We start from the raw sequence: 23,751 nt of genomic DNA on the forward strand, positions 1-23,751 counted from the left end.
TACATCCAGAATCAGTCAGAGGGTGCTATCCATCCCCACCGTATAGACGGTGGGGAATTCCGCACCTTACGTTAAACACACAAATTGGCCAACCTGACCCGACCCAGACATCAATCAAACCGTTGCGGCCTCAACCCCGGCAGAGACGGAGTCCTTGTTGCCAGATATCTGCTTGCCTGCCGGGGCCTTTGGCTAGCGCTTGCAGAGCCGGTATACCGGCAAGGTGAAATGAAAGCTGCTGCCTTTGCCCAGGACAGATTCCACCCAAATCTGGCCATAGTGGGCGCGCACAATCCGCCGGCAGAGGGAAAGGCCGATGCCATAGCCCTCCTGCTGTTGATCCCGGGACAGACGAACGGAATCGGAGAAGATGCTCTCCTGGTCGGCTTCCGGGATCCCGGGGCCGGTATCGCTGACGGTCACCTGCACCTTTTGGCTGGTGCGATGGAGGACATCGAGGCGGATGGATCCCTCGGCAGGGGTGTACTTGATGGCGTTATCCAGCAGGTTGAACAGAACTTGGCGGATCTTGTCGGGATCCACATGAACAGAAGGCAGATCGACGGGAATATCCGCTTGAAACTGCAGCCGCTTGGCTTGCATGCGCGGCTGTAGCTCTTCGATCACCGGCTGACACAGGCTGGGCAACTGGGTTTCTACGGCTCGAATCCTCAGCTCCGAGGCGGCGCCCCGGGCTGACTCGAGAATATCGGTGATCATGCTGTCCATCTTGCGCAGTTGCTGGCGGGCGTGGTCGAACAACTGCCGCTCCAGCGCTTTGTCCAGGGATCCCTCGCGCCCCTGCTGGAGGGTTTCGACCGCCAGAGCCGTGGCCGTCAGGGGGCTGCGCAAATCGTGTACCAACATGGCCAGAACGCGGTCTTTGAAGTCCAACTGCTCCTGCAATTGGGCCCGTTCCTGCCGCAGCAAAAACACCTCTTCCGACATTTGCAACAGCGCCTCGGTGGTCGGGGGAGGGGTGGGATCCTGTCCTGCACCTTCTTGTTGGGAGGCCAAGGCCGCCTGGCCCTGCCAACGGGGCCACCACACTTCCAACTGTGTTGCCAAGTCGGCCCCCGCCAAGACCTGAGCGGGCAGAGGTTCGGCCTTGACCAGAGCTGGAGTCGCCACCAACTTGTAATGCTCCGCCAGGTAGGGGTGCTCCTCCAGCAGCACCACTTTTAGTTGGGCAGGGTATTGGCCGGGTAACCCCTGGATGTGCTGAAGCAGATGCTTCTCAAGTTCAGCAACGACGGCTCGACTCTTGGCAAACAACAGCAGGCGAATGACAGAACGAGCGGAGGTGAGATCTGGCGAAGTCTGCATAGGCCGAAATCCAAAAGGCCAGAGGTTGGCGTTTCAGCAGCCGGGATTGCCATCTGCTCGAGCTGTGGGATCCACTGCTGCTTGTTCTTTCCTAACACTTAACCTTGGGGAAAAGCTGAAAAGGAACAGCGAACGTAGCGAGAGACCCCCAGAGTGCACCTTTTCCGCCCAACTGACAACCGTGGAACTCAGTGAAACAGGTAGGCCAACCCCACCAGCAGGGCCACCAACCCCACCGCTGTCAGGGTGAAGTGAAGCAGAGAGGTCCTGCCTTTGCGCACCATGTTGCGCATGGCCAGGCGGGTATAGCTCGGGGGGGATCCCTGCTGCTCCGCAACGCTTGCGCGAATGCCGGTCGAAGAAGAATCTGCAGAAGAAGGCTGCGCCATCCGAATGACCAGAGCAATAACTTAACCCTGTCTCCAGGCTAGCTCAATCTGCCTGCCAGACATCGGCATCGTTTTGGGGTAACCTGCCGATTGCAGCGAAGCGATGGCTGTTGGGCGGGGATCTTCCGGTGCCAAAATAACGACAGCATCCCCCTCCTTGGCGCTTATGTTGCAGGTTCAGCATCTTTCCTACCATCCGGCAGCCGTTTCCCAGCCGATTCTCAAGGATCTCTCCTTTGAGCTGGGCCCGAACCAGTTGGGGCTGATCGTGGGCAAAAGTGGGGCCGGCAAGAGCACCCTGCTGGAAATCTTGGCCGGCTTGGCGCGGCCCACCCAGGGACGGATTGCCTGGGGCGGGACGGAGCTCTCCCTCAACCAGTTGCGCAGCCTGGCGGGGTTGGTGTTTCAGTTCCCGGAGCGGCACTTTTGTGGCTTGACGGTGCTGGAGGAAATGCGCTTCGGCCACCCGGAACTGCAGCAAAAGGAGATCGAGAATGTCCTCCAGCAGGTGGGATTGGCAGGGATCCCTCTGCACACCTTCCCCAACCACCTCAGCGGCGGGCAACAGCGGCGCTTGGCCCTGGCGGTGCAGCTCATTCGCGGCCCGTTTCTGCTGCTGCTGGACGAGCCGACGGCGGGGCTGGATTGGTCCGTGCGGCGGCAGTTGATCGAGCTGTTGGCCCGGCTGAAATCCACCTGGACGGTGTTGGTGGTTTCCCACGACCCGGAGGAGCTGTCCTCTATTGCCGATGTGCAGTGGACGTTGCAGGCGGGATCCCTACAGCCGGTGCCGGCAGAGGCGCTGCTTCACAAGTAGCGGCGCGGATCCACCGGTTGGCCGTTGACCCGCACTTCAAAGTGAACATGAGGCCCGGTGGAGAGGCCGGTGGAGCCAGAAGCGGCAATGGCCTGCCCCCGCTGTACCTGCTGGCCCACCCCGACGGCGACGCGGCTGTTGTGGGCATAGAGGGTGGTGATGCCGCCGCCGTGGTTCACAATCACCGTGTAGCCGTAGCCGCCGTACCAACCGGCGTAGATGACCGTGCCCCGGTCTGATGCCCGAACTGGCGTGCCGGTGGGCACACCGAAGTCGATCCCCGCATGAAAGCGGCGGCTGCGATAGAGGGGGTGAACCCGCCAGCCAAAGCCACTGGTGATCGGCCCGCCCACCGGTGGGATCAACCGGCCCGTCCCCTGAACCGGATCCCCACCCCCTCGCTGCTGAGCCTGCTGGGCGATCAGTTGCTGGATGAGGACGGTCAACTGTTGAGAATCGGCTTCCAAACGCCGTTGGGCTGCTTCATAGGCAGCGCGCTCGTTGGCCAGGCGGCCCACCAGTTGCTCTTGGGCGGCAGCCTGCTGCTGCAGTTGGTTTTTCTGGGCGGCCAGCTCCTGCAAAATCAAAGAAATCTCGTTGCGCTGCATCTCCAGAGCAACGCGCTGCTGCTCCACCTCCTCAGCCATCGCCTGCAGCTCCCGGATCAACTGCCGGTCGGCCTCGATCAGCAATTGCAACTGGTGGCGGCGATCGAAAAACTCGTTCAGGTCGCGGCTGGTGAGCAGCAAAGCCCACCAATGTTCTGCCCCCTGCCGCTGCATGTAGCGCAAGCGGGCGGCCGTGCCCTGCTGCTGCCGCCTCAGGCGGTCTTGCAGCTCCTGGAGCTCTTGCTGCGCTTGCTCTAGGGCCTTCTGGGCCTGTTCCAGACGATATTGGTTGTCGCGCAGGCTGGCTTCGGTTTGGCGAATGTTTTGGCGCAGGGATCCCATGCGGCGGCGGGCCTCTTCTTCGGCCTGGCGCACTTCTCCGAGGCGGCGCTGAGTGCTCTGGATTTGTTGCTGGATCTGCTGCTGGCGCTGCTGCAGTTGGTTAACATTCTGCGCCTGAGACGGGGCCATTTCCCACAGCAGCAGACAGAGGGCGAGCAATCCGAACACCATCCACCCTTTCAGCCTGTGTGCCACACGACTCAGACTTGTCACTCCCCACACCCTCTGCAACAGACCTACCGACCCTAAGGATACAAAGATTTGCCAGGATCTGACCGAGCCCAACTGGATTGTTGCCCCCCGGTCTCGCTACTCCAAATGGCGATGGGCTGGCCGCCCGCCTATCGGCAAAACTTCAGGCTAAAAATAGTAAAAATAATACGAGAATGACAAAAATCGACCCAAGAGCCATCTCATACAAACGGGACACCATGCGCCACTTGCGAGTCTGGGGGGCTTCTTCCTCCTCTCTGCCCAGTTCAATATTGGCTAGAGAGACAACAAGGCCACAGATGGCTGATAAAAGGAGGAACCAGCGACGCCACGAAAGAATGGGAAAAGCAAACGCTCCAACCAGTGCTGTAAACGCACAAACAGTTGCTCCCATAAACACCAGCTTTGCCCGTTCTCTGTTCATCTGTTAACCTTCTCCCAAAAGGGAATTTTTACAATTTATTCTTGGTTACAATTTATTCTTGTTTTGCCGACAAGCCGGTTTTGTTATTTCTGGATTCTAAGCGCCATTCTCCCCTCACCGACCGCCAGCGGTACGACGCCGGCTGCCCCACATCCCTGTTGGGTTTCGTGGTCTGGGCCTGAGGGCAAAGTTTAGGTGCGGTTTGGCAATGGAAGTCGCTGCGGGCGTCAGCAACATGAGGTGGATTGGTCTGGCCCAACCCCACGGTTGGCGTAGCGTGCCATGGGGAATGCCAGAGCGCGGGACTGAGAGCTCCCCGAACCCCTTAAAAGCTAAATTGAGAGTTAAGGGTGAGTTGCCACGCAAGCTAAGATCGGCAAATCCTGTCTATCGATAGAGGATCCGCGTCGGCCATGATGACCGTAATGGAGTTTTTCGCCCTCAGTGCTGGGGAGTGGATGTGCCAGCGCACCAGCCATCACTTGGCTTTTCGCCGCTCTGAGGGAGGGAGGTCGAAAGTCCAGATTGCCACGCTTGCGCCAACCGATCCAGCCGTCATCCGGGTTTGTGAGCTGTTCAAGGTGGATCCGCAGCGAGCTGTGGGAGCAGCGCGGGTGCGGTGGGATGGCGAGCAGGAGTGGGACAACGAAGAGTACAAAGGCGATGTGGTGCTGGTTCCCATCCCCGATGAGGTCGATCCCATGCGCGGGCAATTGCTGCGGGATCAGGGCTATGCCGAAAAAATACCGGTGGCCGGTACCTATGTGATGGGATCCGACGGCGCCCTCACCCTCTACACCGAATATGAGATGACCGAGTCAGAGGAGCGCATCTGGTTTGCCAGCCCGAACCTGCGCCTGCGGGCCAGCACCGTCAAGCGCTTTGGTGGCTTTAGCATGGCTTCTTTCTGCTCTGAGGTGCGCAAACTTTCGGCCAGCCCTTCCCCTGCCCCGGCCATGAGCGAGTTCCGCTCGTTCGGAGGCTAGAGTTTTTTCTCTTCTCAACCGCAACCCACATACAGCTTGTGCCATGCATCAAGTCTTGGATCTGGGGATTAACCTGCTCCACGCCAACCAACACCAGGCCGACCACAACCGGGAGCACTTCGATGCCTGGGGAGTGACCTGTCTGAACCTCATGAGCGCTCCCGGAGCCGGGAAGACCTCTTTGCTGGAGAAAACCGTGGCCGCTCTTGCCGGCTCGCTGCGCCTGGCGGTGATCGAGGGAGACATGACAACCCAACTGGATGCAGAGCGGTTGCGCTGCTACGGAATCCCGGTGATTGCCATCAACACGGGTCGGGCCTGTCATCTGGACGCGGCCATGGTGGCCGGGGGTTTACAGCAGTTGGAAGCCCTGCTGGATCCGCAACAACTGGATTTGCTGCTGGTGGAAAATGTCGGCAACCTGGTCTGCCCGGCGGAGTTTGAGGTGGGAGAACACGCCAAGGTAGCGCTGCTCAGCGTTGCCGAAGGGGAGGATAAGCCTCTCAAGTACCCGATTATGTTTCGAGAGGCGGATTGTCTGCTGATCACCAAAGTGGATCTGGTGCCTGTTTTGGAGGTGGATTTGGATCGGATGCAAGCCAACATCCGTGAGATCAACCCTTCTGTGCCCATTTTTTGTCTTTCTGCGAAGACGGGTGCCGGGCTGGATCCCTGGCTGGGCTGGATCCGAGAGCAGATTTTCCTCACCCAGCAAGGACGGCAGTCGAAGTGAAGGGTATCATACTGAGCATCTGGCCGTGGAACTCTCCTCACCTGAACCGGCCAGGCAGGGGATGAGCTGGAACCTCTGGCGGGGTCAATTTGCAGACGACTGTGTGATGGAAAATCCCGGCTATGGCCAATTTAAGCGACTTTATCCAGGGTATTGAGCAGTTAATCGAGCTGGCTCAGAAGCTGGATGAGAAAAAACAAAGTGGGGAACTACGAACTGAAGTTCGCGTCCAGGCCCGGCCTCTGGGCAGTTCTATTCCCCGTTCCGGCTCTATTCCCCCTCGTCCCAGCGGCGTTCAAACCGCCACGGGGCAATCCTCTTGGAGCAGCGAGCCGCAGGTTAGACCTGCAGCGGGCCCATGTGAGCAGAGCAGAGCCGCTGCAACGGACTCGCTCCGCAGCGCCAAGGGCCTCGCGCTCAAGGACGTGGGAGGTCTGAAAGAAGAACTCCAAATTCTGCGGGAGATGGTAGAACTTCCCCTCAAGCGGCCCGATCTGCTGGCCAAGCTGGGACTGGATCCGCCCCGTGGCGTGCTGTTGGTGGGAGCCCCAGGCACCGGCAAGACTCTGACTGCCCGCGCCCTGGCCGAGAGCCTGGGGGTGAACTACATTGCCGTTGTCGGCCCGGAACTGATCGGCAAGTATTACGGGGAGGCGGAGGCGCGCCTGCGGCAGCTATTTGAGAAGGCGGCTAAGTCTGCCCCCTGTCTGGTGTTCATCGACGAAATCGATGCTCTTGTCCCCAACCGCGCCACCGTCGAGGGGGAGGTAGAAAAACGCCTGGTGGCTCAAATGCTGGGGCTGATGGACGGGTTTGCGGCTCAAAAAGGTGTTGTGGTGCTGGCGGCCACCAACCGGCCTGAGGCCCTGGATCCGGCCCTGCGGCGACCGGGGCGCTTTGACCGGGAGATCATCTTTAAGGTGCCGGATCGGGAGGGGCGGCGGGAGATCCTGGCCATTCACACCCGCGGCATGCCGCTGGCGGAGGATGTGGATTTGGACAGCCTGGCGGATCAGACGCTGGGCTTTGTGGGGGCGGATCTGCGCGGCCTGTGCCAGGCGGCAGCCTATGCAGCTTTGCGGCGCCAGGTGCCGGATTTGGAATCCCCCATTCCCGAATCCCTAAAAGTCACAGCAGCGGACTTTCAGCAGGCTCTGCAACAGGTAAAGCCGGCGGTGTTGCGCTCGGTGGAAATTGAGTCGCCCCAGGTGAGCTGGGATCAGATCGGCGGCCTGGAGCACGCCAAGCAGATTTTGCAGGAGGCCATCGAGGGATCCCTGCTGCACCCGGAGCTGTACGAGCAGGCCCAGGCCCAGGCCCCCAAAGGGATCCTCCTCAGCGGGCCCCCCGGCACCGGCAAGACGCTGCTGGCCAAGGCCATCGCCTCCCAGGCCAAGGCCAATTTCATCGCCGTCTCCGGCCCGGAGCTGCTCAGCAAATGGGTGGGATCCTCCGAGCAGGCGGTGCGGGAACTCTTTGCCCGCGCCCGCCAGTGTGCCCCTTGCGTCATCTTCATCGATGAGATCGACACCCTCGCTCCCGCGCGAGGCAGCTACTCCGGCGATAGTGGCGTCAGCGACCGTGTCCTGGGGCAACTCCTGGCCGAACTGGACGGGATCCGCCCCAGCCAGGGGGTGCTGGTGGTGGCGGCCACCAATCGCAAAGCCAGTTTGGATCCCGCCCTCACCCGTGCCGGACGGCTGGAGCTGCACCTGAGTGTGGAGCTGCCGGATCGCGCCGGGCGGTGGGAAATCTTATCTGTACATAACCGCAAGCGTCCCCTGGGGCCGGATGTGGATTTACAGGGGTGGGCCGAGCAGACCCAAGGTTGGAGCGGTGCCGATCTGGCTCTATTGAGCAACCGTGCCGCCATTGCCGCCATCCGCCGCCACCGCGCCACTGCCGAGACGGTGGATGCCAAAACCCTGGTCATCTGCCAGGAAGACTTTGCCCAGGCCTTTGCCGAGCTGCAGCAGCAGCGGCAGGCCAGCTAGAAGACAGGGATCGCTTGCCATTCCGGCCGCCGGTGGGCGTGGGCCGCCTCGCCGCAGGTGCGGGGAGTGGGAAAGATCTTGTCGGGGTTGGCGATGTGCTGCGGGTCAAATACCTGCCGCACCCACTGCATGCTCTCCAAATCCGTGGGCGTAAACATCTCCGACATGTAGCAGCGTTTCTCCGCCCCGATGCCGTGCTCGCCAGAAAGGCTACCCCCCAGGCGCACACAGAGTTTGAGAATCTCGCCCCCCAGTTTCTCCACCTGCTCCAGGGATCCCGGCACCGACTCGTCGTAGAGGATCAGCGGATGGAGATTGCCGTCGCCGGCATGGAACACATTGGCCACCGGGTAGCCGTATTCGCGGCTGAGGCGCTCGATTTCTTTGAGGACATAGGCTAGCTGGCTGCGGGGGATCACCCCATCCTGGACGTAGTAGTTGGGGCTGAGCTTGCCCATTGCAGCAAAGGCCGCCTTGCGCCCCTTCCATAGCCGCGCCCGCTCTTCTGGGCCGGCTGCCACTTGCACCTGGCGGGCCCCGTTTTTGAGGCACAGCGCCCTCACCTGTTGGCCGGCTTCCTCCACCTCCAGCTCCAGCCCGTCCACCTCCACCAGCAAGATGGCCGCCGCATCCCGCGGGTAGCAGCCCAACTGCACCACATCCTCGACGGCGTTGATGCTGAAGTTGTCCATGATCTCCAGGCCGGCGGGGATGATCCCGGCAGCGATAATGTCAGAGACGGCGGATCCCGCTGCTTCTACACTGTCGAAGTCCGCCAGCAAAACCTGAACCTGGGCCGGGGTTTTCAGCAGGCGCAGGGTAATCTCGGTAGCGATGCCCAGGGTGCCCTCGGAACCGACAAACAGACCTACCCAGTCGTAGCCGGGCATCTCCGGGATCTTGCCCCCCCAGCGCACCACTTCCCCATCCGGCAGCACCACCGTCAAGCCGAGGATGTGGTTGGCTGTTACCCCGTACTTGAGGCAGTGGACGCCGCCGGAGTTTTCCGCCACATTGCCGCCGATGGAGCAAACCGACTGGCTAGAGGGATCCGGCGCATAAAAATAGCCCTGGTCGGCCACCGCTTGGGTAATCCAGGCGTTGATCACCCCCGGCTGCACCACCATGCAGCGGTTGTCTAGGTCAATCTCCAGGATCTGTTTCATCAGGGTGGTGGCAATGACGACGCTATTTTCCAGGGGTAGCGCCCCTCCCGAAAGGCCAGTGCCGGATCCCCGCGCCACAAAGGGCACCTGGTAGCGGCTGCACAGCTTCACCACCTGCGCCACCTCTTCTGTGGTGCGCGGCAACACCACCAAAGCCGGCCTTTGCCGGTAGCTGGTCAGCCCGTCACACTCGTAAACCAACAGCTCCTCCGGCTTGCTGATCACTCGCCGGGGATCGAGAATTTTTTTGAGCTCAGCCGTCAGCTTGATCCAGTCGAAGGTGAGGCCAGCTTGCAGAGGATGGGAAGCGCGGACAACCATAGAGCGTTGGCGAGAAATGTGCTTAGGGGAGATATCGTCACTATAGTCTGGATAGTCTGGCTGGAGAGCCTATGCAGTCCCGCAGCGCCGAACAGATTCTCAAACAAGTGCGGCAGCTCTACGACCTCTACCCCTTCCCGCCACAGCCCATCGGCACCGTTCCCCCGCCGGGGTGGAACTGGCGCTGGAGCTGGCCCCAGGCCTATGCCTTTTGCACAGGTGCTCATCCAGGCCGCCGCCCAGTGCGCATCCTGGACGCCGGCTGCGGCTCTGGGGTGGGGACGGAGTATATCGCCCACCAAAACCCCAACGCCGAAATCTGGGCTTTTGACCTGAGCAGCCGCGCCCTGGAGATTGCCGAGGCCCGCTGCCGGGCTTCCCAGGCACCACCGGTGCACTTTCGCCAGCTCAACGTTTACGACATCGACCAACTGCCGGGGCAGTTCGACTTCATCAACTGCGTAGGCATGCTCCACCACCTCCCGGATCCGGTGGCGGGGCTGCAGGCTCTGGCAAACAAGCTGGCTCCCGGCGGGATCCTGCACCTATTTGTGTACGGCGAGCTGGGCCGCCACGAGATCCGCCTGATGCAGAAGGCCATCCGCCTCTTGGTCACTGGCTCAGAGCATCAGCCGCTAGCTTCCGCAGAACACCTACAGCAAGGGCTCCAGGTGGGCCGCCGCCTTTTCCAGATTTTGCCAGACAGCAACCGCATCCAGCAGCAGGAACGCGCCCGCTGGGCCATCGAAAACGTGGACGACGAATGCTTTGCCGATATGTACCTGCACCCGCAGGAAGTGGACTACACCATCGAGACGCTGTTTGAGCTAATTCAGGCTTCAGGGCTGCAGTTTTTGCGCTTTTCCAACCCAGAGTTCTGGCGGCTGGAGCGGGTGTTGGGCAAAGATGAAACCCTACTGGCCCAGGCAGCCCAACTGCCGGAGCCGGAGCGCTACCGCCTAATCGAGCTGTTGGATCCGGTGGTGGCCCACTACGAGCTCTTTCTCGGCAAGCCCCCTATTCGCCGCTGGGAATGGACCCATCCAGAGGATGTGGCCGCGGCAGTTGCCCACCTCAGCCCCTGCCTGGGCCTGTGGCCGGGGCGGAGCCTCTTCAACTACGCCTATGAGGCCATCTCCCTCAGCGAGGAAGCCTTCGCCTTCCTGCAGCAGGTGGACGGGATCCGCACCGTCCAAGCCCTTCAAGAAAGCCTAGACTCTCCCCTGAGCTGGCCGCAGTTGCAGCAGTTGCTGCGCTGGCAAGTGTTGCTTTTGGAGCCGCAAGAGAACAGTTTTTGAGGGCTCTTGGCGGCTTTGAGACAGGAAGAGGCCATTGCGGCATTTGCTTTCTTGGTCTTCCCTAGCTTATGCTAGAAGACTGTGACCTTTCCCCTGGCCATTTCTGGGGTTATTGCCATGCCCAAAATCAAAACTCGCAAGGCAGCCGCCAAGCGCTTTCGCCTCACCGGCAGCGGCAAGTTCATGCGTCGCCGGGCCGGGCACAACCACTTGCTTGAGCACAAAACCACCAACCGCAAACGCAAATTGGCCGGCGTGGCCCTGGTGGATGAACGGGATCTGGCCAACGTGCGCCTGATGCTGCCCAACACCCACTAGGTGGGATCCCGTTGCGCCGCTTCCTCCACTCCCTCAGCCTAGGGTGAGCCGATCGCCACGGCAGGCCAAAAGTCTCAAGGCTTGTTCGCCCTTGTATCCATCTGTCTGTATTGAGTTACCGCCATGAGAGTCAAACGGGGCAATGTTGCCCGCAAGCGTCGCAAGAAGATCCTCAAGCTGGCCAAAGGCTTTCGCGGAGCCGGCTCTAAGCTGTTCCGCACCGCCAACCAGCAGGTGATGAAGGCCCTGCGCAGTGCCTACCGGGATCGCCGCCGCAAGAAGCGGGATTTTCGCCGCCTCTGGATTGCCCGCATCAATGCCGCCACCCGCGCCCAGGGCCTGCGCTACAGCGAGTTCATCGACGGCCTCAAAAAAGCCAATATCCAGCTCAATCGCAAAATGTTGGCCCGCTTGGCTTTCCTGGATCCCGAAGCCTTCACCCAAGTGGTGGCTGCGGCCCGCCAGTCCCGCACCGCCTGAAGGGGATGGGATCTCGGTCTCCGTTGGCCTCGGCGATCCAGAGGTCTTGCTGGGCGGCCAGCCTGGCCTTAGTTTGCCTAGGGATCCCTGCCGCTGCCCGTCCCTGGTCAGAGATTGTTCGTTCGGGTCAGTTGCGAGTTGCAGTCAAAGACAACCTCAGGCCGTTGGGGTTTCGCGATGCCGAAGGCAAGCTGCAGGGGTTTGAGATTGACCTAGCCCGCGAGCTGGGATCCCGGCTGCTGGGATCCCCGGCGGCGGTGGAGCTGGTGCCAGTGGCCAATGTGGAGCGGCTACAGGTGCTGACTGCGGGGGAAGTGGATCTGGCCATCGCTCAGATCGGCATCACACCGGATCGGGCGCGCCAGGTGGAGTTCACCTCGGCCTACTACCCGGATGGCCCCAGCCTGGTTGTGGCCCGTTCCCAAAACTGGACGAGCTGGTCAGAGCTGCGCGGCGCGCGGATTGCCGTCCTGCGCGGATCGGCCGCCATTCCCCACCTCCAGCGCTACCTCCCAGGGGTTGAGTTGGTGGCGGTGGATTCCTACCAGGAAGGGGCAGAATTGCTCCTAAAAGGGGCGGTGCAGGCCTGGGCAGCGGATCGCTCGGTGCTGGCGGGGTGGCTGGCGGAGCACCCCCAGTTTCAGTTTCTGGGATCCCCGTTGGCGACGGTGGGGCTGGCCATTGCCCTGCCCAAGGGGCTGGAGCATGCTGAATTGCGGCTGCGGGTGCGCCGAGAACTGGAGAACCTGCGCGCCGAGGGCTGGCTGGCGGAGCAGGCGAGAGCTTGGGGCCTGCCCTAGGCCAGTTACAGACACCCTTCACAGCCCTGGGCTTCCAACTCTCCCCTCCTTTTGGGAGAGAAGCTGAAAGTGATGGTCTCAGCGGCACAGAGCGCTTGAGCGTTGTCTTGTTGGCAATGGCAAGGGCTCCGCGCCCACCAGACGCCGTTTGCAGTTAGCCAGCAGGGGTTGCGAGCCAAGGGATCCAGCCGGCTACTCTTCCTCCGGCAATTCGGGGGGAGGCTCCTGCCACTGCGGGTCGTCCAAGATGGCTTTCTTGGTTTCTTTGAGCTGTTTCCAGAGCTGTTTGATCTGCCGATAGGCTTCCTCCGGGGTGATCTTGCCCCCCGTTTCCAGGCCACAGATCAAAGACACCCTGTTGCTGAATTCTTGTAAATTGGCATCGAAAACCAAATTCTGGGGTCTCACCTCGCCCCAGTAGGGATAGCGAGGCGAAATAAACTCATCTTTGTTGGGGGGTAGGTTTGACTCTGTCACGGCACAACCAAGATAAAAGGGCTATTAAAACCGGAAGATTGGGAGGAGAACTCTACTGAGCTCTAATCCAGAGAAGAATCTATAGAAGAGATTATGGACGCTTTTTCTTGACCGGTTTGGGAACTTTGGCCGGATCCCGCGGCGGATAAAGTTGATCTGAAATAGACTGCTGACCTGAAGACGAGGGAAGAGAGCCCTTCTTGACTTTGGGGCGGGGCGTTGAGTGCTTCAGGCGGGGGCGCGGCGGCGCTTTGAGCACAGGGCCGATGGGAGTTCCCGCCTCCACGTAGAGCAGGGATCCGCGGCGACGCACCTGTAGATCCCAGAAATTGCCTACCTCCTTGCCCGGCAGGGAGCCGATCAGGCGCAATTTGAAGGCTTGGGGCTTGGGAGCTATTCGGGTAGGCGGGACGGGATCCTTGCTCCGCTGAGAAGAAGGGCTGGCAGAGGTTTTTTTGCCCGATTGGCGGATTTTGACGATGATAAACCCTTTCTCCTGGGACTGAAAAACAACCTCGCCCCGAATGGAAAACCAATCCGGCACCACCGCCGGACGGGAGCCCTCAGGGAGCGTCTGCCCCATTTCTTCGGGGGCCCACACCCCCATCAGCTGCACGTGCAGATCTTCGCTCTTGTCGCGGGTGCGAGGATAGACCACCCACAGGTAGTTGCGGTCTGGCTGTAGGTGCTTACGTACCAGACTCATCACCCGGCCCAGCAATACGGCATTCAGCTCCAAGCCATCTGAGGTACGTAAGACCCCGCGGGTAAAGTGCCCAGGGGAAGGAATGTACTGTCCCTCGATGAGGCCAATCGCCCGGTATTGCATCTTCTCCCCAGGCGGCGGGATGGGTTCCAAACAGACTCGCTCTCTTTCCGCCGCTTTCGTCGTCGCCAAAGTAGCAGTGGTACCGACAACAGGCTGCAAAGACTCCGTCCCGCTACCGCGAGCAGAGCCAGCGGTTGACACCGAATCCTCAGCTTTTCCCGGCAGGGAGGAGGCCCTGGCCTCGCCAGTTGAGCTGGGTCTGGGGGGCCGCACAGATCGAAAGGGAGGTCTTAGCTCTGAGGACATTGTGACGGTTCCGTTGCAATCGATCCAGAAGGTTAACTCAAGTGCTCAAGAAGGGGCAGTGATGCTCGTCTGGCAGCGCAAGACATTTGCTGTTGCAAAAACAGGCCCTACTTCTGCCCTCGACCCAAGACCTGCCCAACACACCACCCAGCCTAACAACGCTTTTCCTGGTTCGTCTCAGTCGGCCAACCCACATTCCCTCGCGTCGGAGGCGTCTGTCGGCCAAAAGAACGGCTGTTGTTGTCACCAGCGTAGCTGAAGATAATAGCAACTGCTCCAGGAAAAGGAAAAGCAATATAGTCGTTGCAAGCAAAATTAAGACGCTTCGCCCCCTCTCCCCTTGTGGGAGAGGGGAGCTAGAGCTCAACCAGCAAGCTGTTCCATGGCTGTTTGCCATAACTCTATCTGCTGAGCAGAGCTCTTGCCTGGCCTCGCCCAGTGCCCTACTTAGCCAGAGAAATCGATTTAACCATCCCCAGATCGCTCCCCTATCCTTTGTTCGGATCGGCATCTACCCACACCTGGGGAGTAAAACTGCCATGTAGGCCATAGGGAATGTGGTGCCGCAACGGGATCCGCGCCACCGGGCCGGCAGCCAGGTCTGAGGCATCCAGGATCACCACCTGAGAGCGCTGGCTGGCCGCATCAAAAACCACCGTCACGATCCACCCCGCCTCTTCTGCTGGGTTCTCCGGATCCGGGATGAACACCGGCTCTCCCACAAAGCCGCGCGGGGCAAAGCTGTACTGCTGCGTGCGGCCTGTGGCGGTATCCAACTTGAGAATGGCCTGTAGGGGAGCATTGGGGCCAGGCGCATGGGTGGCTCCAATGTAGATGTAGCGGTGGGATCCCCCCATTTGAGCTGGGTGGATGGCCGGAAACTCCACCGAGCGATCCAGCAGCAGTTCCCGCCTCACACTGCCCGCCTTGGGATCCAGCTCAAACCGCCACAGCTTGCCGGCTGGCACCTGGGCAAAGTCGATCTGCAGGTAGTCGGCATCTGGCTCCAGGGCAGGATAGTTCTCATAGAGGACGGCATCCACCACCACCTGCTCCCCGACTTCGTAGCCGTTGACAAAATGGAACACAAACCCCGGCTCTGTTTCCAGTTGCAGGGGCTCGCCCTCTTGGGGAAAGAGCCAGATGCGGGTCGGTTCTCCGGGCTTCAAGGTCAGACAGGTGCCCGCCGGCTGCCAGCCCAACACAAACGGCAGGGGGTTGAAGACCACCGGATTTTGGAAAAAGATGCGGTAGCGGGGTGTCCAGACAAAATCGTGCAGGAAGGCAAAGCCCGGCAGGCGGTAGTCCCGCTGTTCCAGCAAGCGCCCGCGCGCATCCAGACGGTACAGCAACAAGGTGGAGTTGAGGGCAGCTCGCACCCCGAAGGCGATGAGATCTCCCGTGTGGGGATCCCGCCGGGGATGGGCGGTAAAAGGCTGGCTGGCGGAGATCCCGCCGGCAAATGTTTCGATCCCCTCCGTGGCCAAGGTGGCCGGGTTCAGGCGGTAGGGGGCGCTGGCCTCCCACAGCGCCAGCAGCTTGTCGCCCAGGCAGAGGACGTTGGTGTTGGCGGGGTTCTTCCATTTCAGATCCAAAAAATTGGCCCACCAGCCTCCCGGCTTCTGGGTGCCAAACACGCCGCGGTAGAGCACCCGGCCCGCCTTCTCCTCTGCCTCAAACTCAGGGGTGCGCACAAACCGGTTGCGAAAATGAACCTTCCCCGCCACAAAGGTGATGGCACAGATCATGCCGTCGCCGTCAAAAGGATGGCCGTAGCGCTGGGATCCCGCCTCCAGCTTGCCGGGGCCATTGCGAAATAGGGTTCCCCGCAGCCGCTCCGGGATCCGCCCCTCGATCTCCGTAATCCAATAGTCGTACTCCTGGCGCAAAGAGCGATAGCCCAACTGCCAGTCGGTGCTGCTGTAGGAGAGAGAAGCGATACTGACCATGGGAGATCGGCAAGCAACGCCTTCTATTGTTGCTTAAACTTTTGTAAAGTTACCAGTTTTTCTGGGTCAGCCTCGCTTGGGATCCCCAAGCTGAAGTTGCCCCAACTGGACTATGGTAGGAAATGCCCCAGAAGCGCCTGACAGGATAAACAGCACCCATGTTTGATGCCCTCTCCGAGAAGTTGGAATTGGCCTGGAGAAAGCTGCGCGGCCAGGACAAAATCACCGAAACCAACATTCAGGAAGCTCTGCGGGAGGTGCGGCGCGCCCTTCTGGATGCGGATGTCAATCTGCAGGTGGTGAAGCAGTTTATCGAGGATGTGCGGGAAGCTGCCCTGGGCTCCGAGGTGATCCTGGGGGTGACGCCGGATCAGCAGTTCATCAAGATCGTCCATGACGAGCTGGTCAAGGTGATGGGAGAGGCCAACGTGCCCATCGCCCAAGCGGAGCAGCCCCCCACCATTGTGCTCATGGCCGGCCTGCAGGGATCCGGCAAAACCACCACCTGCGCCAAGCTGGCTTTGTATTTGCGCAAGCAGGGCAAAAAGTCCCTCCTGGTGGCCGGGGATATCTACCGTCCGGCGGCTATCGACCAGCTCAAAACTCTGGGCCAGCAAATTCAGATCCCCGTTTTCGATCTGGGCAAGACGGATCCCGTGGAGATCGCCCGGCAGGGGGTAGCAGCCGCGCGGGAACAGGGCTACGACTATGTAATTTTAGATACTGCCGGTCGTCTGCAGATCGACCTGGAGATGATGGCCGAGCTGGAGCGGATTAAGGCGGCGGTGCAGCCGCACGAGATCTTGCTGGTGGTGGACGCCATGATCGGCCAAGAGGCGGCCAGCCTTACCCAAGCCTTCCATGAGCGCCTGGGCATCACCGGCGCCATCCTCACCAAGCTGGATGGGGATACTCGTGGCGGGGCGGCCCTCTCCATTCGCCAAGTTTCCGGCCAGCCGATCAAGTTCGTCGGTGTCGGCGAAAAAGTGGAAGCGCTGGATCCCTTTTACCCAGATCGCATGGCCTCGCGCATTTTGGGTATGGGGGATATCCTCAGCTTGGTGGAAAAAGCCCAAGAAGAGATCGACCTGGGCGATGCCGCCAGCATGGCGGAGAAGATGATGACCGCCCAGTTTGATTTCACCGATTTCCTCAAGCAGATGCGCCTGATCAAACGCATGGGATCCCTGGCGGGGCTGTTGCGGCTGATGCCGGGGATGGGCAAAATCAGCGAGGAACAATTGCAAAAGGGGCAAGACCAACTGGCCCGCGCCGAGGCCATGATCAACTCCATGACGCCCGAAGAGCGCCGCAATCCCGACCTGTTGGCCCGCAGTGTCAGCCGCAAACGACGGGTGGCCCGTGGATCTGGCCATAAGCTGGAGGATGTCAGCCGACTGGTGAGCGATTTCCAGCGCATGCGCGACATGATGCGCAACATGGGCATGGGCGGTGGTTTTCCCGGGTGGGGGGGCGGGCGCACCCCTCTTCCCGGCGGGGATCCCAGTTGGCGCGGACGTTCGACAGCCCCTCCTGCCCGGCCACAGCCCAGCCGCAAACCGGGCAAAGGTGGAGGCAAAAAAGGGGGCAGTAACCGCGGCTTTGGGGGCAAGTAAAATAAGACATGCCCTTCCACGTTGTTTTGGTTGCCCCAGAGATCCCGGCCAACACGGGAAACATCGCCCGCACCTGTGCAGCCACCGATACCCCTCTCCATCTGGTAGATCCTTTGGGGTTTCGCCTCTCGGATCGCTATCTCAAGCGGGCGGGGCTGGACTACTGGCAGCACGTCCAGCTCTATCGCTACCCCTCCTGGTCGGCTTTGCTGCAGGCCCATCCTGAGGCTCGTTTCTGGTGCTTTAGCGTGCGCGGCCAGGCCCTCTACACCGAGGTGTCCTATCAGCCGGGAGATTGGCTGGTGTTCGGCAGCGAAAGCCGGGGGTTGGATCCCGTGTTCTTGGAAACCTATCCCAGCGTGCGCATCCCGCTGCGGGGGCCGGTGCGCAGCCTCAACCTCAGCAATGCCGTGGCCATTGCCCTTTTTGAGGCATTACGTCAACAGGGATCCCTGACAAAGGCATGAGGGGTCGGGCCGATCCTGTTATGATCAGAGCTTCTCTCCGTCAGGAAGATGTGTGCTTTGCAGTATCTGCGTCCCGATTTGCTTCATCTCAAGCCCTACGACGCCGTGCCCACCCCGGCTGCCGACAAGCTGGACGCCAATGAGTTTCCCCTCGATTGGCCGGAAGGGTTCAAGCAAAAGCTCTCGCTGCTCTGGGAAAAAGGGATCCCGAGCAACCGCTACCCCGATGCCCAGCACCGGGGCCTCAAGCAGGCCATTGCCGCCTATGCCGGGGCCGATCCTGACCAAATCAGCCTGGGCAATGGGTCAGATGAACTGATCCGTTCGCTGCTCATCGCCACCTGTGTGGGCGGGCGGGGCGGCATTTTGGTTGCCGAGCCCACCTTCTCCATGTACGCCATCCTGGCCCAGAGCCTGGGGATCCCGGTGGTGCGGGTGCCGCGCCATGCCGAGACCTTTGCCCTGGATCTGGAGCGGTGTCAACAGGCCGTAGTGGAGCAGCGGGTGCGGGTGGTGTGTTTGGTGGATCCCAATTCGCCCACCGGCAACGGCCTGAGCACTGCCGAGTGGGCCTGGGTGGAAGGGTTGCCCGCCGAGATTTTGGTGATCCTCGATGAGGCCTATTTCGAGTTCAGCCAACACACGGCCCTGCCCAAGCTGGCGGAGCACCCCAACTGGGTTATCTTGCGCACCTTCTCCAAAGCCTTTCGCCTGGCGGCCCACCGGGTGGGCTATGCCATCGGCCACCCGCAGCTCGTCCGGGTGCTGGATGCCATCCGCCTGCCCTACAATCTCTCGGCCATCTCCCAGTGGGCCGTTCAGATCGCCCTGGAACATGCCGAGGAGTTTTTGGCCGACCTACCCCTTATCCGTCAGGAGCGGGAAGCCCTCTACCAAGCCCTGCAGGAGCTGCCGGGAGTGCGGGTGTGGCCTAGCCAGGCCAATTTTCTCTACTTCCGGGTGGCAGGATGGGATCCCCAAGATTTACAACGGGCCTGGCAAGAGCTGGGAACTTGCGTGCGCTGTACCGGCGGCGGGCTGCGCCTGACGGTGGGCACCCCCGCAGAAAACCGACGCGCCCTGGAGCGCCTGCGGCAGCTCTTGCCATAGCTCTAACCTGCCTCTAGAGCCGGGGTGGATCTATGGACAAGAAGCGCTGGATCCAGCTTTGCACCTGCTGCAATTGTCGTTCGTCCAGTTGCTCCAGCGCTTGGGCAATTTCCGCTCTGAGTCGTCTCTGGGCGTCGGTTTGAGCCTGCTGCAGCAGCCAACTTTGAACAGGGCTGGGGTACTCAAGAAAGTCATAGGCCCAGGGATCCCGTTCCTCCAGCTCAGGCTCTGCCTGGGGCAGTTGCTCACGCCAGCGCTCTTGAGCGCGGCTAAACTCCTCCGCCAAAAGATCGGTCGGTCGCCCCTCCGCCTGCAGAGAATCTCGATACTTCTTGTGAACCAGAAGCCAGCGCTGCCGAATCTGAGAGCGTTGCCATCTTGGGATTCTACCGATTCTGCCTTCGGTGAAGCGCTCATAAAACCTGAGCGCGTCTCGGTAGCGGCCCAGTCGCTCGTAGGCCAGGCCCACCTCCAGCGGCTGCAGCCACCAAGCGTGCTCCCCGCGCACACTGCTTACCACTTCCTGAAGAAAATCTCGCAGCCCAGGGGATTTCCGCCTCAGCTCTTCCCAGTTGGTCTGGAGATCTCGAGCCATACAGGCCACCAGCTCGTAATCGTGTCCCCGCTGCCACGCCTGCGGGTGGGCCTGTACCGCTTTCCAGAGCTTCTCCCACTGACGGCGCCGGATCAGGACTCGCAGCAGCAGCGGCCACTCTTTCAAGCGTTCCAGGCTGAGGATGACATCGTCGATGTACTCCTCCCACTCGCCCGCGAGGGGACGTCCCGCCTCCTGCCATTTGCTCACCACTGCTGCGTCCTGCCGGTCTTTGGATAGCCACCTCACCTTGCCGGGAAAAGGTTCCAGTTGGATCTTGGCCCGGTAGTAGCGGGAATGCTCCGTTTGGCCACCTTGATCCCAAATGGCAACTGCCTCTTTAAATTGCCCTTGCTGAAAATGACAGGTGCCCCAAATCCGGTAATACCGATCCGCAGACGGCTGCCGCTGGCCGAGAAAGGCCAAGTTTCCCCCCAAAGCCGCGAGCGTCTCTTGCAAAAACCGGCTGCGGGCCTCCACCTCAGGACAAAACGTTTGCAAATTGTCCAGGACTTCTTGGAGTTCCGCCAAAAACTTCTCCACACAGGCTTTCCAAGTGGGATCTGTTCGCGTAAGCGGGACGGAGTCGTTGTTCTTGGGGATGACTTCAGTGCTCAGCCAATCTCGCACCCGCACCAGTTGTCGGAAGCGCTCCACAGGCTTGGCAGAGGTTTTTTGAGTCACCACCATCCAATCCACCAGAGGACTGTAGTCTGGGATCCCAGGGCACCCGGCAAAGTGGGTGGCAGTGTGCTGCTGCAGCTCCGACCAAGCCCTTGCTCTCCAGAAGCACTCCCAGGCTTCTCGTTTGAGATTTTTACCGGGCAGAGCCGACTTCTCCAAGCTCAGGAACTGTTGTCCTGCTGAAAGATATTCCTTCCGGAGCTTGAAGATCCAAGCCCGACATTCTTGCTCTAATTGCGGGTTATCTGCTTTCTGCACCAGAGTTTGAACATCCTCAAGCAGCGAAAGGTTACCTTCTTCTACGCCGCGCCCAAGTAGCTCAAGAGCCGACTCCAGCAAATCTTTCAGGCTGGTATTTGTCCAGTATTGGATATTCATGGCTTTGACGGGGCAGCCCAGCAGTGGCGGATCAGTGTTCCATTTTGACCAATCCTCTTCCAGAGAAGGATGATCGAGCCAAAAGTTAAGTTCTAAGCTCGGGTTCCAGAATTCCCGCCAACCAGCAGAAGTGTCCACAATAGCCAAAGCCTGAGTGGGGCGGGTAATACCAACATACAATTGGTTGAGAAAGTACTGTAAGCCCAGTTCTCCTCTGCCTCTCCGGGTGTAATGTTTAAGGTTTTGATCGAATTTCTGCCGGTAGTAGTCTCCAAATTTGTAGAGAATAACTTTTTTGAACTCCATTCCCTTGACGGCTGTAACAGTTTGTAGAAGAGGTGGTTTGAGATTCTGCTCTAACTCCTCGGCATAGACTTTTTGAAGTTCGGGATCCCGCCTCACATAGTTTAGCTCATCCCCTGTAGAACAGGGTAAGACACAAACTGTTCCTGTGAGGTCGCTAAGCATATTTCTCAATTCACTTTCAATTAAATTTTTTTCCTGGCCATCCAGCACAAATTGTTGAACTGGTATACCTTGCTCTTGAGAACGCCAGGGCTGCTGGGGATAGATTTCTCGATTGCCGCTGAGGACCCGCCGCCATAGATTGACCACATTGCTAAAACGAGTAATTTGGGGGTTGCTACGATAGTTATTTTTCAGCTCTTGGGGATCCTCGATCTTAAAGGGATGGGTTGGCAATAGGTAGGCGCGGATATGCTCGTAGAGATATTTTTTCAGGGCAGCCCAACGAAATCCTGTTGGGTTAATGGTTTGTAAGGGATCCCCGGCAAAGGCGTAGGGCAGGCGCTCAACGGCCCAATCTAACTTGTATTTCCCCCAAGGGGATAAACAGAAAATAATATTCAGCTCAAGTTGGGTAAAGTCCTGAACCTCATCGCAAAAGATGACCGGATGGATTGGGTTAAGCGTGCCATTTTGCAACACATCTCTAGCTAAGTCTTGATCATCCCAGTAGCCCTCGCGAGTGATGCGTTCCCGATAGCTTGGCCAAATCCCTTTGTAAATCTGCTCAAAGGATCTTTCATCCACACTGCGGTCGGCCTCGGGCACTTCCCGATAGCCATCGGGATCCAAGTAATCGCTTACCTCATAGCCTTTGATCAGGGTGCGAATGGTGTGCCAAGCCAACTCTAGATCCACATCATGGCGACAGCGATACCAGTTCTGAAATCGATAAAAATTGATATACTGATCCGGCTGGTAGCGTTCCTGTCGCTCAGGGGGAAGACAGCCCAACAGGTAATCCTGAAAAGTCCTAAAAAAAGCTCGACACTGCCGAATTTCTTCGGCTGAAAAGCTATAGCCCTCCTCACGATAGCGATGGCTAATGCGCAAAATTGTGCTCACCCTGTCGCGAGCTTGCTGCACCAAACTGGCGCTATAGGTCAAAAAGAGAGGGTGGTAGGGAGAAGTTCCCTGCCTTGAAGTTTTGAGGTAGTGGCTACAATAGTCGGCAAAGCGATAGTACAACATCAAAGACTTGCCGCTGCCGGCTCGCCCGTTGATCAGCAGGGGCATAGATGTGCTTTGCAGGATTTCTTCCTCCTCCATGGACAAAGCCAGGTTTCCCTCTGTGCTCTCCTGCATTTCCAGCCAAAGGGTCTCATCCGCCACGATGTAGTCCGGGTAGGCGCGACGGGCGTACCGCTTCCATACCTCCAACGGTTGTGGGTGCTGGAGAATATCCGGCTGCTTGGCCCCCATCCCAAAGAGGCAGGTTCGACCTCCCAGCTCAAACCGTTCTTTTTGCTCTGGGCTATGGTCGTAAACCCCGACGAGAAATGGAAAGAAGACCCCTTGCTGCTCGCACAGCCGCACCAGGCTGAGGACCAGATGCAGGGATCCCTCTTGCCAGCATTTGACCTCTGCCCCTGGATAAAAGCTGGGGAGCTGGCGGTAGATCTCGCCTGTCTCATTGGCAACAAACTCGGCCACCGCCCGATAAACCTGGCGCCGCTGCTCTGGAGAAAGGGCTTGCACTTGCCACACCCATTCCCCACTTTCCAAGACCAGCCGCTCCTGCCGATTGGGAGCATTCAAAAACTGTGTCCATTCATACAGCTCATCGGGCAAAGGAGGAAGCCGGTTTTGTCCATTTTCCTCTTGTAATTTTTTACACCGCCTTTCTGCCAGCCAATCCTGCAACTGGCCGTCAGGAGCCCAGTTTCTCACCCGCTCTTGATAGTCGCGAGCCTCCCGCCGATCTAAAAATTCCTGGTACTCATGGCTACCTCTTGGCCAGAGGCCAAACAAGACCAAAACCGACTCCTCTCCCAGATGGCGCAGCTCGCCCACCAAGCGAATGTTGTCGCGCAGGTTGCGCTTCCAGTAAGGATAACGAACGTCGAACAACTGGCTCAAAAGCGTGCGATCCCCCTGCTCCAGCCGTTCTATCAATACCTTCAGATCATATTGAGCGCCCTCTTCCAGAACTTCTCTTGTGCAGTAGACGTACATGGGATCTCGCCAGGTATACCTGATAACTATCCTAGTGCCGGTCAAGCATTGGGAATGATCCGTATGCCAAAAGTCTTAATTTTTTTGCGCTCCGCTTATCGCCCATAAAAATCTATGAATCAATCAGGTTATCTTGATTTAAGTTTTTGTGAAACTATTTGCAATTCTGATTGAACTAGGAGCTAGGTTGGCGCTCCGCGCCGCTAGCGCGAACGGGCTGAGGTGCCATATTGCTCCGCAACGCTTAAGCAAATGCTGGATTGGATCCCTTGAATGCTCTCCAAAATCGCTTGATAGCCCGTGCAGCGGCAAAGGTTGCCCCGCAATTGATCCCACAATTCTGCCTCCTTGGGTGTCAGCGTTGCGGAGCCAGCAGGGATCCCTTGCTCCCAAAGCCAGCGGGCAGTCAGGATCACCCCGGGCGTGCAAAAGCCGCACTGAAATCGGATGGGGATGGGAGCAGGATCCATGACGGTCCTCTTTTTTGACTCACCTCTACCTCATCTGTTTTGACCAAGATGTTTTACATGGACAATGGATGGTTCCGTTGCTTCTCATGCCGCTTTTCCATGAGGTGAGGGGATCCTGTCTCTCGCAGATCGGTTTGCCCGCCCTCGTTCAAATGGCTTTCTTGGATGATTGGAGCAGGATTGGCTTTGGATCCCATTGGATGGCGGCTTTTCCAGGTGGGGGGTTCGTCGAGC

21 protein-coding genes are annotated in these 23,751 nt (G+C 59.4%); 11 read left to right on the forward strand and 10 right to left on the reverse strand.

The window, feature by feature from the left end:
* Window positions 1–192: 192 nt before the first annotated feature.
* Window positions 193–1,326 carry a histidine kinase gene (locus tag NW862_RS09495; protein ID WP_414335981.1) on the reverse strand — a complete coding sequence of 378 codons (1,134 nt, stop codon included), beginning with the start codon at window positions 1,324–1,326 and terminating at the stop codon, window positions 193–195.
* A gap of 188 nt (window positions 1,327–1,514) precedes the next feature.
* Complete coding sequence (locus NW862_RS09500; protein WP_414335979.1) at window positions 1,515–1,715, reverse strand: DUF3285 domain-containing protein; 201 nt, start codon at window positions 1,713–1,715, stop codon at window positions 1,515–1,517.
* 166 nt (window positions 1,716–1,881) lie between these two features.
* Between NW862_RS09500 and NW862_RS09505 the strand changes: the two genes are divergently transcribed.
* Window positions 1,882–2,532, forward strand: coding sequence for an ABC transporter ATP-binding protein (locus NW862_RS09505; protein WP_414335977.1), 651 nt, complete (start codon window positions 1,882–1,884; stop codon window positions 2,530–2,532).
* On the opposite strand, the gene NW862_RS09510 is transcribed toward NW862_RS09505, so the two are convergent.
* A complete protein-coding gene (locus tag NW862_RS09510; protein WP_414347448.1) occupies window positions 2,523–3,653 on the reverse strand; it encodes a murein hydrolase activator EnvC family protein in 1,131 nt (376 codons plus the stop codon). The genes NW862_RS09505 and NW862_RS09510 overlap by 10 nt on opposite strands.
* Before the next feature lie 184 nt (window positions 3,654–3,837).
* Window positions 3,838–4,119, reverse strand: coding sequence for a hypothetical protein (locus NW862_RS09515; RefSeq protein ID WP_414335973.1), 282 nt, complete (start codon window positions 4,117–4,119; stop codon window positions 3,838–3,840).
* A 413-nt stretch (window positions 4,120–4,532) separates the two neighbouring features.
* Here NW862_RS09515 and NW862_RS09520 point away from each other — a divergent pair, with 413 nt between their 5' ends.
* The 3 genes from NW862_RS09520 to NW862_RS09530 all read left to right on the forward strand — a co-directional run bounded on the left by NW862_RS09520 (window position 4,533) and on the right by NW862_RS09530 (window position 7,832).
* Window positions 4,533–5,105, forward strand: coding sequence for a phycobiliprotein lyase (locus tag NW862_RS09520; RefSeq protein ID WP_414347451.1), 573 nt, complete (start codon window positions 4,533–4,535; stop codon window positions 5,103–5,105).
* 43 nt (window positions 5,106–5,148) lie between these two features.
* Complete coding sequence (hypB, locus tag NW862_RS09525) at window positions 5,149–5,838, forward strand: hydrogenase nickel incorporation protein HypB (RefSeq protein ID WP_414333809.1); 690 nt, start codon at window positions 5,149–5,151, stop codon at window positions 5,836–5,838.
* A 122-nt stretch (window positions 5,839–5,960) separates the two neighbouring features.
* On the forward strand, window positions 5,961–7,832 hold the full coding sequence (locus NW862_RS09530; RefSeq protein WP_414427124.1) for an AAA family ATPase: 1,872 nt from the start codon (window positions 5,961–5,963) through the stop codon (window positions 7,830–7,832).
* On the opposite strand, the gene glcD is transcribed toward NW862_RS09530, so the two are convergent.
* On the reverse strand, window positions 7,829–9,319 hold the full coding sequence (gene glcD / locus NW862_RS09535) for a glycolate oxidase subunit GlcD (protein ID WP_414333805.1): 1,491 nt from the start codon (window positions 9,317–9,319) through the stop codon (window positions 7,829–7,831). The genes NW862_RS09530 and glcD overlap by 4 nt on opposite strands.
* Window positions 9,320–9,390: 71 nt before the next feature.
* Between glcD and NW862_RS09540 the strand changes: the two genes are divergently transcribed.
* From NW862_RS09540 to NW862_RS09555, 4 genes are all read left to right on the forward strand, one after another.
* Window positions 9,391–10,617 carry a class I SAM-dependent methyltransferase gene (locus NW862_RS09540; protein ID WP_414364593.1) on the forward strand — a complete coding sequence of 409 codons (1,227 nt, stop codon included), beginning with the start codon at window positions 9,391–9,393 and terminating at the stop codon, window positions 10,615–10,617.
* A gap of 117 nt (window positions 10,618–10,734) precedes the next feature.
* Window positions 10,735–10,935, forward strand: coding sequence for a 50S ribosomal protein L35 (gene rpmI, locus NW862_RS09545; protein WP_414333811.1), 201 nt, complete (start codon window positions 10,735–10,737; stop codon window positions 10,933–10,935).
* A 123-nt stretch (window positions 10,936–11,058) separates the two neighbouring features.
* The gene (rplT, locus tag NW862_RS09550; RefSeq protein ID WP_414333801.1) at window positions 11,059–11,415 is read left to right on the forward strand and encodes a 50S ribosomal protein L20; all 357 of its coding nucleotides are present in this window, start codon (window positions 11,059–11,061) and stop codon (window positions 11,413–11,415) included.
* Between the two features lie 5 nt (window positions 11,416–11,420).
* On the forward strand, window positions 11,421–12,215 hold the full coding sequence (locus NW862_RS09555) for a transporter substrate-binding domain-containing protein (RefSeq protein WP_414427125.1): 795 nt from the start codon (window positions 11,421–11,423) through the stop codon (window positions 12,213–12,215).
* Between the two features lie 192 nt (window positions 12,216–12,407).
* On the opposite strand, the gene NW862_RS09560 is transcribed toward NW862_RS09555, so the two are convergent.
* From NW862_RS09560 to NW862_RS09570, 3 genes are all read right to left on the reverse strand, one after another.
* The gene (locus NW862_RS09560; RefSeq protein ID WP_414333797.1) at window positions 12,408–12,692 is read right to left on the reverse strand and encodes a hypothetical protein; all 285 of its coding nucleotides are present in this window, start codon (window positions 12,690–12,692) and stop codon (window positions 12,408–12,410) included.
* 91 nt (window positions 12,693–12,783) lie between these two features.
* Window positions 12,784–13,662, reverse strand: a complete 879-nt coding sequence (locus tag NW862_RS09565; RefSeq protein ID WP_414347462.1) for a hypothetical protein — start codon at window positions 13,660–13,662, stop codon at window positions 12,784–12,786.
* A gap of 593 nt (window positions 13,663–14,255) precedes the next feature.
* Window positions 14,256–15,716: a carotenoid oxygenase family protein gene (locus NW862_RS09570; protein WP_414333793.1), complete on the reverse strand. Its 1,461-nt coding sequence runs from the start codon at window positions 15,714–15,716 to the stop codon at window positions 14,256–14,258.
* 158 nt (window positions 15,717–15,874) lie between these two features.
* On the opposite strand from NW862_RS09570, the gene ffh reads away from it, so the two are divergent.
* From ffh to NW862_RS09585, 3 genes are read left to right on the forward strand one after another with little or no spacing between them, the layout of a single operon-like run.
* Entirely contained in the window at window positions 15,875–17,332 is a 1,458-nt protein-coding gene (gene ffh, locus NW862_RS09575) for a signal recognition particle protein (protein ID WP_414333791.1), read from the forward strand.
* An 8-nt stretch (window positions 17,333–17,340) separates the two neighbouring features.
* Window positions 17,341–17,799: a tRNA (cytidine(34)-2'-O)-methyltransferase gene (locus NW862_RS09580; RefSeq protein ID WP_414333789.1), complete on the forward strand. Its 459-nt coding sequence runs from the start codon at window positions 17,341–17,343 to the stop codon at window positions 17,797–17,799.
* Between the two features lie 48 nt (window positions 17,800–17,847).
* On the forward strand, window positions 17,848–18,909 hold the full coding sequence (locus NW862_RS09585; protein ID WP_414333788.1) for a histidinol-phosphate transaminase: 1,062 nt from the start codon (window positions 17,848–17,850) through the stop codon (window positions 18,907–18,909).
* A 13-nt stretch (window positions 18,910–18,922) separates the two neighbouring features.
* Here the strand turns inward: NW862_RS09585 and NW862_RS09590 are convergent, their stop codons facing one another.
* Complete coding sequence (locus NW862_RS09590; protein WP_414347468.1) at window positions 18,923–23,047, reverse strand: hypothetical protein; 4,125 nt, start codon at window positions 23,045–23,047, stop codon at window positions 18,923–18,925.
* A 203-nt stretch (window positions 23,048–23,250) separates the two neighbouring features.
* Window positions 23,251–23,517, reverse strand: coding sequence for a 2Fe-2S iron-sulfur cluster-binding protein (locus NW862_RS09595; RefSeq protein ID WP_414333785.1), 267 nt, complete (start codon window positions 23,515–23,517; stop codon window positions 23,251–23,253).
* Between the last annotated feature and the right edge of the window lie 234 nt (window positions 23,518–23,751).

The organism is Synechococcus sp. H55.8, assembly GCF_047462375.1.
In the GTDB taxonomy this organism is placed as follows: Bacteria; Cyanobacteriota; Cyanobacteriia; order Thermostichales; family Thermostichaceae; genus Thermostichus.

Excerpts from the sequence above, each read along its gene's own strand:
- NW862_RS09495 (WP_414335981.1), bottom strand. The coding sequence starts at position 1,326 with ATGCAGACTTCGCCAGATCTCACCTCCGCTCGTTCTGTCATTCGCCTG.
- NW862_RS09500 (WP_414335979.1), bottom strand. The coding sequence starts at position 1,715 with ATGGCGCAGCCTTCTTCTGCAGATTCTTCTTCGACCGGCATTCGCGCA.
- NW862_RS09505 (WP_414335977.1), top strand. The coding sequence starts at position 1,882 with ATGTTGCAGGTTCAGCATCTTTCCTACCATCCGGCAGCCGTTTCCCAG.
- NW862_RS09510 (WP_414347448.1), bottom strand. The coding sequence starts at position 3,653 with ATGGTGTTCGGATTGCTCGCCCTCTGTCTGCTGCTGTGGGAAATGGCC.
- NW862_RS09515 (WP_414335973.1), bottom strand. The coding sequence starts at position 4,119 with ATGAACAGAGAACGGGCAAAGCTGGTGTTTATGGGAGCAACTGTTTGT.
- NW862_RS09520 (WP_414347451.1), top strand. The coding sequence starts at position 4,533 with ATGATGACCGTAATGGAGTTTTTCGCCCTCAGTGCTGGGGAGTGGATG.
- hypB (WP_414333809.1), top strand. The coding sequence starts at position 5,149 with ATGCATCAAGTCTTGGATCTGGGGATTAACCTGCTCCACGCCAACCAA.
- NW862_RS09530 (WP_414427124.1), top strand. The coding sequence starts at position 5,961 with ATGGCCAATTTAAGCGACTTTATCCAGGGTATTGAGCAGTTAATCGAG.
- glcD (WP_414333805.1), bottom strand. The coding sequence starts at position 9,319 with ATGGTTGTCCGCGCTTCCCATCCTCTGCAAGCTGGCCTCACCTTCGAC.
- NW862_RS09540 (WP_414364593.1), top strand. The coding sequence starts at position 9,391 with ATGCAGTCCCGCAGCGCCGAACAGATTCTCAAACAAGTGCGGCAGCTC.
- rpmI (WP_414333811.1), top strand. The coding sequence starts at position 10,735 with ATGCCCAAAATCAAAACTCGCAAGGCAGCCGCCAAGCGCTTTCGCCTC.
- rplT (WP_414333801.1), top strand. The coding sequence starts at position 11,059 with ATGAGAGTCAAACGGGGCAATGTTGCCCGCAAGCGTCGCAAGAAGATC.
- NW862_RS09555 (WP_414427125.1), top strand. The coding sequence starts at position 11,421 with ATGGGATCTCGGTCTCCGTTGGCCTCGGCGATCCAGAGGTCTTGCTGG.
- NW862_RS09570 (WP_414333793.1), bottom strand. The coding sequence starts at position 15,716 with ATGGTCAGTATCGCTTCTCTCTCCTACAGCAGCACCGACTGGCAGTTG.
- ffh (WP_414333791.1), top strand. The coding sequence starts at position 15,875 with ATGTTTGATGCCCTCTCCGAGAAGTTGGAATTGGCCTGGAGAAAGCTG.
- NW862_RS09580 (WP_414333789.1), top strand. The coding sequence starts at position 17,341 with ATGCCCTTCCACGTTGTTTTGGTTGCCCCAGAGATCCCGGCCAACACG.
- NW862_RS09585 (WP_414333788.1), top strand. The coding sequence starts at position 17,848 with ATGTGTGCTTTGCAGTATCTGCGTCCCGATTTGCTTCATCTCAAGCCC.
- NW862_RS09590 (WP_414347468.1), bottom strand. The coding sequence starts at position 23,047 with ATGTACGTCTACTGCACAAGAGAAGTTCTGGAAGAGGGCGCTCAATAT.
- NW862_RS09595 (WP_414333785.1), bottom strand. The coding sequence starts at position 23,517 with ATGGATCCTGCTCCCATCCCCATCCGATTTCAGTGCGGCTTTTGCACG.